This window comes from Streptomyces sp. NPDC058525 (assembly GCF_042719495.1).
Lineage (GTDB): Bacteria > Actinomycetota > Actinomycetes > Streptomycetales > Streptomycetaceae > Streptomyces.
In genome coordinates, this window is sequence record NZ_JBHXNP010000176.1 from 1 (window position 1) to 9375 (window position 9375).

The following is a 9375-nucleotide window of genomic DNA, read 5'->3' on the forward strand; positions in this document are numbered from 1 at the left end:
GGGCGGGGGGCCGGCGGGCCGGCGGGGCGGTGGGTGCCCCGCCGGCGTCACTGGGTGGTTCTCAGGCCGCCACCGGAAGGGGCTGCTCCCGGGTGGCCGGGAGCGGGATGCCGAAGTCGCGCAGGACGGCGTGGGTGGCGCGGCGGGCCGAGCGCAGGGCGCCCTGGACGGTGTTGGTGTCGCGGTGGTCCCCGCACACGTACAGCCCGGCCAGGACGCGCACCGGGCGCCGTACGTCGTAGGGCGGGGGCATCGCGGGGACGGCCTCCCGGGTGTGGTGGACGGCCAGCGGTTCCCAGTCGCGGGTGGCGGTGTCGTAGAGCCGGGCGAGGCGCGAGGCGACCGTACGGGCGGGGGGCGGCGGGCCGAGCACCGTGGTGGTGACCAGGCTCCGGCCGGCCGGGGCCCGCGTCGGGTCGACCGCGCTCATCACGGCGGTGTGCGAGACGGGCCACTTGGGGTCGCCGTCCAGGAGCAGCGAGGCGTCCCAGGGCAGGGGCGCGGCGGTGGCGTGGTGCAGGACGGTGACCTCGTGGAAGGCGGGCACGCGCAAGCCGGGCAGGAGTTCGGCGGCGGCGCGGGCCCCGGTGGCCAGGAGGACGGAGCGGCAGCTGAAGTCGCCGTGCTCCTCGGTGGTGACCAGGTTGGTCGCCACCGACCGGACCCGGACGCCGGTGCGGACGGTGCCGGGCGGCAGACCGGCGGCCAGCCGGTCGGGCAGGGCCGCGGCTCCGCCCTCGGGCACGGCGAGGCGGCCCCGCGCGAAGGTGCGCAGGGCCAGGTCGGCGACCCGGCTGGAGGTGGTGAGCCCCGGGTCGCAGAGCAGGGTGGCCAGCAGCGGCCGCAGCACACCGGTGGCGGTGCGCGGCGGCAGGCCGCGGGAGCGCAGGACGGCGAGGGCGGTGCGCTCGGGCCGGGCCAGCAGCCGCTCCTCGGGCAGGGCGGCGAGCCGGCCGAGGACGGCGCTGAGCCGGGCCTGGTCGAGGGAGCCGCTGGCCAGGGCGCGGGCCGGGGTGAGCGCACCGGCGCGGAGCTGCCTGCCGTCGGTGTGGACCAGGACCCCGGGCGCGAAATGGCGCAGGGGCAGGCCCGCCAGGCCCGGAGTCGTCCCGAGCTCCGGGTAGGAGGTGGTGAGCAACTGGCCGATCCGGTCCAGCCGGAACCCGTCGGCCGACTCGGTGGCCATCCGGCCGCCGGGGTCGCCCGCGGCCTCCAGGACGATGACCGTTACCCCCGCTGCGATCAGGTGGTGCGCGGCCGCGAGTCCTGAGACTCCGGCTCCTACGATGACGACGTCCGCGTGGTGTGCGGAATGGTGTGAGCTGCTGAGCACGTGCCCCTCCCCGAGGTCGGCGCGGCTGTGTCACGACCTCCTTCCCCCAACCGGCTCAAGGGGAACCCGAGTTGGCCGGGGTATTGCGGGATTGTGGTCAACTCCGGTCGCACAGTGGTCGCATCCGGCTCACAAGCGGTCGCACGCTGGTCGCACGACCGCCGGGGGCGTGCCCGGGGCACGTCCGGGCACGCCCGGGGCGTCCCCTACAGCGCGGCCCGGATCGCGTCCTCGATGCCGGGGTGGCGGAAGACGAAGCCGGACTCCAGCAGCCGGGCGGGCCGGGCCCGCTGGCTGCCGAGCACGTCCTCGGAGAGCTCCCCGAGCACGATGCGCAGGGCCGCGGCCGGCACGGGCAGCAGCGCGGGCCGGTGCAGCACCCGGCCCATGGCCGCGGTGATCTGCCGGTTGGTCAGCGGCTCGGGGGCGGTGAGGTTGACCGGGCCTTCGAGGCCGGGGGTGTCGATGATGTGGCGCAGGGCCGCGATCTCGTCGTGGAGCGAGATGAACGGCCAGTACTGGCGCCCGTCGCCGAGCCGGCCGCCGATGCCGGCCCGGAAGACCGGGAACAGCCTGCCCCAGGCCCCGCCGTCCCGCGCGACGACCAGGCCGGTACGGGCGAAGGCGGTACGGATCCCGGCCTCGCGGGCCGGCCGCGCGGCCGCCTCCCACTCCACGCAGACGGAGGGCAGGAAGCCCCGCCCGGCCGGGGCGTCCTCGTCGACGACCCGGTCGCCGGTGTCCCCGTAGTAGCCGACCGCCGAACCGCTGACGAGGACGGCGGGCGGCTCGTCGAGCGCGGCGAGGGCCCGGGCGAGGGCGGCGGTGCCGAGGACCCGGCTGTCGCGGATCTCCTTCTTGTACGCGGCGGTCCAGCGGTGGTCGCCCACGCCGGCCCCGGCCAGGTGCACGACGGCCGCGCACCCGGCCAGGCCGGCGGGGTCGACGTACCCGCGGGCGGGATCCCACCGCACCTCGTCGCCTGCGGCGGGCGGGCGGCGTACGAACCGCACCACCTCGTGGGCGTCTGCCCGGAGGGACCGTACGAGGGCACTGCCGATGAGTCCGGTCGAGCCGGTGACCGCGATGCGCATGTCCCTATCCTGCCGTTCGGCTGCGCCGCCGCGCCGAACCTTGGCCCTGGGCCCGACCCGAAGCCCGGCTCCGCCGGGACCTGGGGCTCCGCCCCAGACCCCGCGCCTCAAACGCCGGCGGGGCTGAATGGTGGCGGCGGAGCCCCGGGTGGTGGCGGCGGTCAGGTTGTTGTGCCGAGCCAGGTGCCCACCGCGTAGGTGACGGCCATGGCCAGGGCGCCGCCGGCGACGTTGCGCAGGACCGCGCGGGCCGGCGGCGCCCCGCCCAGCCGTGCGCTCAGCACCCCGCACAGCGTGAGCGCCCCCAGCACGGCCGCCGCCGTCACCGGCACCCGCGCGGACGGGCCCGGCAGCACGATCGCCAGCAGCGGCAGCAGCGCCCCCACCGTGAACGCGACGAAGCTGGCGAACGCCGCGTGCCACGGGTTGGCCAGCTCGTCGGGGTTGATGCCGAGCTCCACCCGGGCATGGGCCCGCAGCGCGTCCCGTTCCGTCAGCTGCTCCGCGGCCTCGCGGGCCACCTCCCGGCTCAGCCCGCGCGCGGAGAGCAGGTCGGCGAGTTCCTCGAGCTCCGCCTCCGGCTCCTCGGCCAGTTCGCGGCGCTCCATGTCCAGCGCGGCCCGTTCGGAGTCCCGCTGCGAGCTGACCGACACGTACTCCCCCGCCGCCATCGACAGAGACCCCGCCAGCAGCCCGGCGACGCCCGCCGCCAGGATCGCCGCGCGCGAGGTGGTGGCCCCGGCCACGCCGACCACCAGGCCCGCGGTGGAGATGATCCCGTCGTTGGCGCCCAGCACCCCCGCACGCAGCCAGTTCAGCCGCGTGCTGATGTCCGCGCTCGGCGAGCCGTCACCGCCGCCGCCGGAGCCGTGCGCTTCGATGTGCGCCTGCGTCAGCGGCTTGCCGGGGGCATCGTCTTCGGTCACGCCCCCACTGTCCCGGCACGGGCCGCGCCGGGCCACCCGGCAGGCCGGTCCGGGGTGCGCGCACCTGGCCCGCGTACCAGGGTGGAGGGGTGAGAGGCCAAGACGAGGAGCCGGGCTGGCTGCGCGGGCAGCCACCGCCGCGCTGGGCCCGGCTCGCGCCCGTGGTCGCCCTTGCGGTGCTGGTCCTCGCCCAGATGCTCACGCCGGGCGATGTGGAACTCGGCTTCTTCCTCGCGGGTCTGCCGCCGGTGGCTGCGTTCGCGTACGGGGCGGCCGGGACCGCGTTCTTCGCCGCCCTCGTCCTCGTCCTGCTCGGGGTGCACAGCCTCAACGTCGCCCAGGCCCAGGGCTCGGACCTGGCCACGGTGGCCGCGATCGGACTGCTGAGCGTGGTGATCGCCTGGGTGCGGCGGCGCCGGGACGCGCAGCTGGTCAACGTACGGACGGTCGCGGAAGCGGCGCAGCTGGCGGTCCTCCCGCCGGTGCCCGAACGGGTCGGTCCGGTGCGCTGCTCCGGCCTCTACCGGGCGGCCCAGCGCGGCACCCTGGTCGGCGGCGACTTGTACGACGTACGGGCCGGGCCCTACGGGGTACGGGCGCTGGTCGCGGACGTGCAGGGACACGGCCTGGCGGCGGTGGGCACGGTGGCGGCGCTGCTCGGGGCCTTCCGGGAGGCGGTGCTCGACGACGCGGAACTGGCGGCGGTCGCGGCCCGGCTGGACCGGCGGCTGGCGTGCGACGCGGCGGCCGCGCCCGACGGACAGCCCGAGCTGTTCGCGACGGCCCTGCTGCTGGAGTTCCCGCCCGGGCTGGACCTCGTACGGATCGTCTCGTGCGGGCATCCGCCCGCCCTGCGCCTGCGCGGGCCGACGGTGGAGGAGGTGGCCGTGCAGCCGGGACCGCCGCTGGGCCTGGGGCTCGCGGGGCCGGACCCGCCGCCGGTGGCGGAGCTTGCGGTGCGCGCCGGGGACCGCTTCCTGCTGCACACCGACGGGGTGACCGAGGCCCGGGACGCGGCGGGGCACTTCTACCCCCTGGCCACACGGCTGACCGTGGTGACACGGGACCCGGCGGACCTGGTCCAGGCGGTCTGGCGGGACCTGGCGGCCTTCACGGACGGCGGGCCGCGGGACGACGTGGCCCTGCTGCTGCTGTCACCGGACGGCCCGGCATGATCGCGGGGCCCCACCCGCGCGTGTACCGTACGTAACCGTCGAGCACACACAGTGACGGCTACGGTGGGAGACACCATGTCCATGCTGCTGATCAGAGGCACGTTCCGGGTCCCGGCCACGGCCCAGCCGGACGGCGACACCATCCCCTTCATCCCGGACGACACGGCCGACTGGAAACTCGTACCCGGCTGCAAGCGGATCGTGCCCGCGCCGGACGGCCGCGCCGGCATCCGGCTGGAGTCCGTCGACACGCTGGAGACCCACTACGAGGGCCCCTACGGACCGGTGCAGCACCAGCCGCTGGACCTCGCCCACCGGGCCGCGAACGAGCTCCTGGCCTGGGTGGGCTTCGCCAGCGTCGACCGCCACGAGGACGAGACCGTCTCCACCATCCCCGACAGCGTGCCCGGCTTCATCCTCACCCGCGGCGCCGACATCCACGGCCGCTGCGTGGCCCTGGTCGGCCGCGGCACCCCGCCCGTGTGCTCCGGCTACGAGATCAGGGTCGAGGAGGGCCTGCTGAAGAAGACGGCCAACTACCACCTGATCTCGCTCGGCCTGGCCTACCCGACCTTCTACGCGGGCTTCCCCAAGGAACTGCGCGAGGTGCTCACCACCGCCGCCGTGCAGGCGCGCAGCGCCAAGAAGGGGGTGTGGGCCGACGACGCGGACGTCACCATGACGGGCGCGAAGATCTGCGGGATGTCCTCCATCACCGCCGCGAACGGAGCGGTGCTCCTCCCCAAGCTGTTCCGCCGGCTGAAGGAGTACATCGACCTCGCCCCCGCGGCGCCGCTGCTGTCCTCCTTCCCCTCCTACCTGGCCGGCTCCGCGGACAGCTACCGCATCGCCTCCGAAGGCAAGCCGGTCATCGGCCTGCACCGGGTGGTCAAGGTCGACGGCGACACGGTGAGAATGCTGCGCCTGCCCGAGGAACTCGTCTTCGAGGACAAGTGAGCACGCCGGCCCGACGGGGCCTCCACCCCGGCGGGCCGGCGCCTGCGCGACTCGCTACGGCCGGCTCACGCCGCCTGGATGAAGGCGCGCACCATCTTGCAGGTGACATTGGACGGCCGGTGGATCCCCGTCCGGACCGCCATCGTCCGGATCTTCCGGTTGGTGGCGCGCCGGGCGTCATACGTCCCCGAGTCGAGCAGGGATATCGCCAGGCGCATCGCCTTGAGACGGCGGTTGTGGCACTCGTACCACTCGCGGGGCAGGCCCGCCGGCAGCGGCTTCTTCTTCACGTGCTCAATGGCGGTGGCAGTGGCCATCTACAGCCTCCCAAACGGTAGTTGGCTTCCTGTCGTTCTCCCTCGATTTTACCGGGCGGCACTGACAAAAGCCCTGGCCGGACCGGCACCGGACGGGCACCGGAGCGGGCTCCGGCCGGGTGTGGGACCGGGCATCGGACCGGGCCCAGGTCAGCCCGTGGATAGGCTGGACGGCATGGAGATCTGGATCAATCCCGCGTGCTCGAAGTGCCGCAGCGCACTGACCCTGCTGGACGCCGAGGGCGCCGACTACACCGTCCGCCGCTACCTGGAGGACGTGCCCTCCGAGGACGAGATCCGCGAGGTGCTCGGCCGCCTCGGACTGGAGCCGTGGGACATCACCCGCACCTCCGACCCGCTGGCGAAGGAGACGGGCGTCCGCGATCTGCCGCGCGAGGAGACCGACGCGGCGCGCGGCCGCTGGATCGCCCACCTGGCCGCGCACCCGAAGCTGATCCAGCGCCCCATCATCACCGCCGAGGACGGCACGGCGGTGGTCGCCCGCTCCGAGGAGGCCGTCCGCGAGGCCCTGTCCCGCAAGGGCTAGCCGGCCGCGACCAGACGGGCGATCTCCCCGGCCGCGACCAGCGGCAGCGCGTGGTGCGAGACCCCGGGCAGTACGTCGACCCGCGCGCCCGGGAGCATCCGGCGCGCGGCCCCGGCCGCCCGGTCGGCGTCGTGGCAGCGGGCGCGCCCGGCGAACAGGACGTGCACGGGGACCGGCGGCTCCCCCGGCCCGGTCAGGTCCGGGCGCGGCCCGGTGACCGGCCGGACGGCCCGGAAGCGGGCCGTCTCGTCCTGGAGCCGCAGCCAGGCCGGGTCGAGCTCGGCTCCGCCGCTCTCCCAGGCCAGGAAGGAGCGGATCCGCTCCGGGGTGGGCCGTACCAGCATGGGCAGCGCGCGCAGCACGTAGCCGTGGCGGAACCCGGCGAAGACCTGCGTCGGGTCGAGCAGCACGAGCCGTCCGAGCCGGGTGGGCCGCGAAGCCGCGTAATGGGCCGCGATCCAGGCTCCGTACGAGTGCCCGCCGAGGGTGACGGGGCCGTGCGGGCCGAGCCCGTCGAGCACCGCGTCGAGCCATCCGACGAGGTCACCGGTGGTCCGTACCGCCCGCCCGGGCTCCGGGACGCTCAGTCCGGGGTCCCCGACCAGGTCCACGGCGTGCACCCGGTGGGTGCCCGCGAGCCCGGCCCGGGCGCAGGCCCCCCACACGGTGGAGGTGGCGCCGGCGCCGGGCAGCAGCACCAGCGGCGGAGCCCCGGCCGGGCCGCAGCTGTTGACGCGGGTGAGGCCGTAGGGGGTGGGCAGGTCGACGGAGTCGACCGGCGCGGGCCACTGGGCGAGGACCGCGCCGTAGGCGGCGCGGAAGTGGGGTGTGTGGGGTGTGTGGGGTGTGCGAGGGGTGCGGTTTGACCGAGGTGTGTGAGATGTCGATGTCCGGAACACGGCTGGCTCCCATGCCTCGTTGGGCAATAATCTCGCTCAGCGAGAGATATTAGGCGGAGGGCGATGTGAGCGACAACGGGGAACCCGAAAATTTGCGGTTGGTGCACCTGCTGCGGGCAGTGACCGTCGAGTTCGGCCTGCGCCAGACGGAGTTCGCCGCCCGCAACGGCATGCACCCCACCGATGTGCGGGCCCTGATCTGCCTGCTGGACGCGGCCCGCGCCGGCGAGGCGGCCACGGCCGGACTGCTCGGCACCCGGCTCGGCCTCAACTCGGCGGGCACCACCTCCGTGATCGACCGTCTCGAACGGCTCGGCCACGTCGCGCGGGTCCGCGACGACCGCGACCGGCGCCGGATCCTGCTGCGCGTGGAGCCGGAGGCGATCCGGCTGGGCCGGGAGTTCTTCGGCCCGCTGATCGACGGGGTGCTGCGGGTGCTGGACGGCTTCGACCCCGCCGAACGGGACACCGTCCGGCGCTTCCTGACGGCCACCCACACCGTCTTCGCACCACAGGCCGACGCGTGACCGCCCGCGACAGCGGCGAAACGGGCGCCGACCTGCACCTCGACCTCCCCGCCGAAGGCCCCCGGCGGGCCGCCCTCGCCCAGGCCCTGCGCAGCGCCGTCCGCAGCGGCCGACTGGCCGGCGGGACCCGGCTGCCGCCGTACCGCACCCTGGCCGCCGACCTGGGCCTGGCCCGCAACGCCGTCGCCGACGCCTACGCCGAACTGGTCGCCGAGGGCTGGTTCACCGCCCGCCAGGGCTCGGGCACCCGAGTGGCGGAGGGGGCGGCGGCGGGGGCGGCGGCGGGGCCGTCGGCGGCGGGGTCGTCGGCGGCCGGGTCGTCGGCGGCCGGGGCGCCTACTGCGGGGTCGTCGGCTGTCGGGCCGCGCTACGACCTGCTCCAGGGCAAGCCCGACCCGGCGTCGTTCCCCCGCGGCCCGTGGGCCGCCAGCGCGCGGCGGGCCCTCTCCGAGGCGCCCACCGAGGCCTTCGGTCCCGGCGACCCGCGCGGCCGCCCCGAGCTGCGACGGGCCCTGGCCACCTACCTGTCGCGGGCCCGGGGCGTGCGGACCGGCCCGGAGAACATCGTGGTCTGCTCCGGCTTCGCCAACGGACTGCGGCTGCTCGCGTCGGTCCGGCCCCGGGACTGGGCCGTGGAGGCGTACGGACTCCCCTTCCACCACGGCATCCTGGACACCGCCGGGGTGCGCCCGCACCCCGTCGCGGTCGACGAGGACGGCGCGCGGACGACGACGGAACTCCCCTCCGGGGTGCGCACGTTGCTGCTCACTCCGGCGCACCAGTTCCCCACCGGCGGCCGCCTGCTGCCCGCGCGGCGCGCCGCCGCCGTGGAGTGGGCCCGCGCGACGGGCGGCGTGATCGTGGAGGACGACTACGACGGGGAGTTCCGCTACGACCGCAAACCCGTCGGCGCCCTCCAGGGGCTGGCCCCGGAGCACGTGGTGTACGCGGGCTCGCTGAGCAAGAGCCTCTCCCCGGCCCTGCGGCTCGGCTGGCTGGTCCTGCCGGACCGGCTGATCGACGAGGTGCTGGCGGCGAAGGGGCAGCGGGAGTCCTGGGCGAGCGCGCTGGACCAGCTGGCGCTGGCCGACTTCATCGAGTGCGGCGCGTACGACCGGCACGTGCGGCGGATGCGCAAGCACTACCGGGACCGCCGTGACCAGCTGGTCTCCGTACTGGCCGCACGGGCGCCCGAGATCCGGGTGACGGGCATCTCGGCGGGCCTGCACGCGGTACTGGAACTCCCACCGGGCAGCGAGGCCCCGACCCTGTCGGCGGCCCGAACAGCAGGCCTCGCCCTGGACGGCCTGTCGTCCTACCAACACCCAGCGGACCCGACCCCACCCCGCGAGGGCCTGGTGGTCGGCTACGCGGCACCCCCGAACGCGGCGTTCACGAGAGCGGTGGATGTGCTGGCGGGGGTGGTGGGGGCGAGAGGTGAGGGGTGAGGGGTGAGGGGCGGGCGGGGGCTTCGGGTACTGCGGGGCCTGATTCCCGCTGATGCCGATCAGGGAGGGTTTGGGGGTTTCCCGCCCGTCCTACTGTCCTTCCGGGTCGGGCCGCCCTGTCAAGGGCGCTCCTTCGTCGCGTCGCTTCGCGA

Annotated in this window: 10 protein-coding genes; 5 read left to right on the forward strand and 5 right to left on the reverse strand. The window is 75.5% G+C overall.

The window, feature by feature from the left end; all coding sequences use genetic code 11:
- Window positions 1-61 precede the first annotated feature (61 nt).
- From ACFWP3_RS40830 to ACFWP3_RS40840, 3 genes are all read right to left on the reverse strand, one after another.
- Window positions 62-1333 carry an NAD(P)/FAD-dependent oxidoreductase gene (locus ACFWP3_RS40830; RefSeq protein WP_384231830.1) on the reverse strand — a complete coding sequence of 424 codons (1272 nt, stop codon included), beginning with the start codon at window positions 1331-1333 and terminating at the stop codon, window positions 62-64.
- A gap of 206 nt (window positions 1334-1539) precedes the next feature.
- Window positions 1540-2427 carry a TIGR01777 family oxidoreductase gene (locus ACFWP3_RS40835; RefSeq protein WP_384231832.1) on the reverse strand — a complete coding sequence of 296 codons (888 nt, stop codon included), beginning with the start codon at window positions 2425-2427 and terminating at the stop codon, window positions 1540-1542.
- Window positions 2428-2588: 161 nt separating this feature from the next.
- Window positions 2589-3353 (reverse strand): VIT family protein, encoded by a 765-nt coding sequence (locus tag ACFWP3_RS40840; protein WP_384231834.1) that lies wholly within the window; start codon window positions 3351-3353, stop codon window positions 2589-2591.
- An 89-nt stretch (window positions 3354-3442) separates the two neighbouring features.
- On the opposite strand from ACFWP3_RS40840, the gene ACFWP3_RS40845 reads away from it, so the two are divergent.
- Window positions 3443-4528, forward strand: coding sequence for a PP2C family protein-serine/threonine phosphatase (locus ACFWP3_RS40845; protein ID WP_384231836.1), 1086 nt, complete (start codon window positions 3443-3445; stop codon window positions 4526-4528).
- Between the two features lie 75 nt (window positions 4529-4603).
- Complete coding sequence (locus tag ACFWP3_RS40850; protein ID WP_384231839.1) at window positions 4604-5485, forward strand: nuclease; 882 nt, start codon at window positions 4604-4606, stop codon at window positions 5483-5485.
- A gap of 65 nt (window positions 5486-5550) precedes the next feature.
- On the opposite strand, the gene ACFWP3_RS40855 is transcribed toward ACFWP3_RS40850, so the two are convergent.
- The gene (locus ACFWP3_RS40855; protein ID WP_384231841.1) at window positions 5551-5802 is read right to left on the reverse strand and encodes a hypothetical protein; all 252 of its coding nucleotides are present in this window, start codon (window positions 5800-5802) and stop codon (window positions 5551-5553) included.
- A 175-nt stretch (window positions 5803-5977) separates the two neighbouring features.
- Between ACFWP3_RS40855 and ACFWP3_RS40860 the strand changes: the two genes are divergently transcribed.
- Window positions 5978-6349, forward strand: a complete 372-nt coding sequence (locus tag ACFWP3_RS40860) for an ArsC/Spx/MgsR family protein (RefSeq protein WP_257556629.1) — start codon at window positions 5978-5980, stop codon at window positions 6347-6349.
- Here the strand turns inward: ACFWP3_RS40860 and ACFWP3_RS40865 are convergent.
- A complete protein-coding gene (locus ACFWP3_RS40865) occupies window positions 6346-7248 on the reverse strand; it encodes an alpha/beta fold hydrolase (RefSeq protein ID WP_384231844.1) in 903 nt (300 codons plus the stop codon). The genes ACFWP3_RS40860 and ACFWP3_RS40865 overlap by 4 nt on opposite strands.
- Before the next feature lie 65 nt (window positions 7249-7313).
- On the opposite strand from ACFWP3_RS40865, the gene ACFWP3_RS40870 reads away from it, so the two are divergent.
- Together ACFWP3_RS40870 and ACFWP3_RS40875 are read left to right on the forward strand one after the other, a co-directional pair.
- The gene (locus ACFWP3_RS40870; protein ID WP_384231846.1) at window positions 7314-7775 is read left to right on the forward strand and encodes a MarR family transcriptional regulator; all 462 of its coding nucleotides are present in this window, start codon (window positions 7314-7316) and stop codon (window positions 7773-7775) included.
- Window positions 7772-9223, forward strand: a complete 1452-nt coding sequence (locus ACFWP3_RS40875; protein WP_384231849.1) for a PLP-dependent aminotransferase family protein — start codon at window positions 7772-7774, stop codon at window positions 9221-9223. The genes ACFWP3_RS40870 and ACFWP3_RS40875 overlap by 4 nt, the downstream gene beginning before the upstream one ends.
- The last annotated feature ends 152 nt before the right edge of the window (window positions 9224-9375 follow it).

Excerpts from the sequence above, each read along its gene's own strand:
- ACFWP3_RS40855 (WP_384231841.1), bottom strand. The coding sequence starts at position 5,802 with ATGGCCACTGCCACCGCCATTGAGCACGTGAAGAAGAAGCCGCTGCCG.
- ACFWP3_RS40860 (WP_257556629.1), top strand. The coding sequence starts at position 5,978 with ATGGAGATCTGGATCAATCCCGCGTGCTCGAAGTGCCGCAGCGCACTG.
- ACFWP3_RS40835 (WP_384231832.1), bottom strand. The coding sequence starts at position 2,427 with ATGCGCATCGCGGTCACCGGCTCGACCGGACTCATCGGCAGTGCCCTC.
- ACFWP3_RS40850 (WP_384231839.1), top strand. The coding sequence starts at position 4,604 with ATGTCCATGCTGCTGATCAGAGGCACGTTCCGGGTCCCGGCCACGGCC.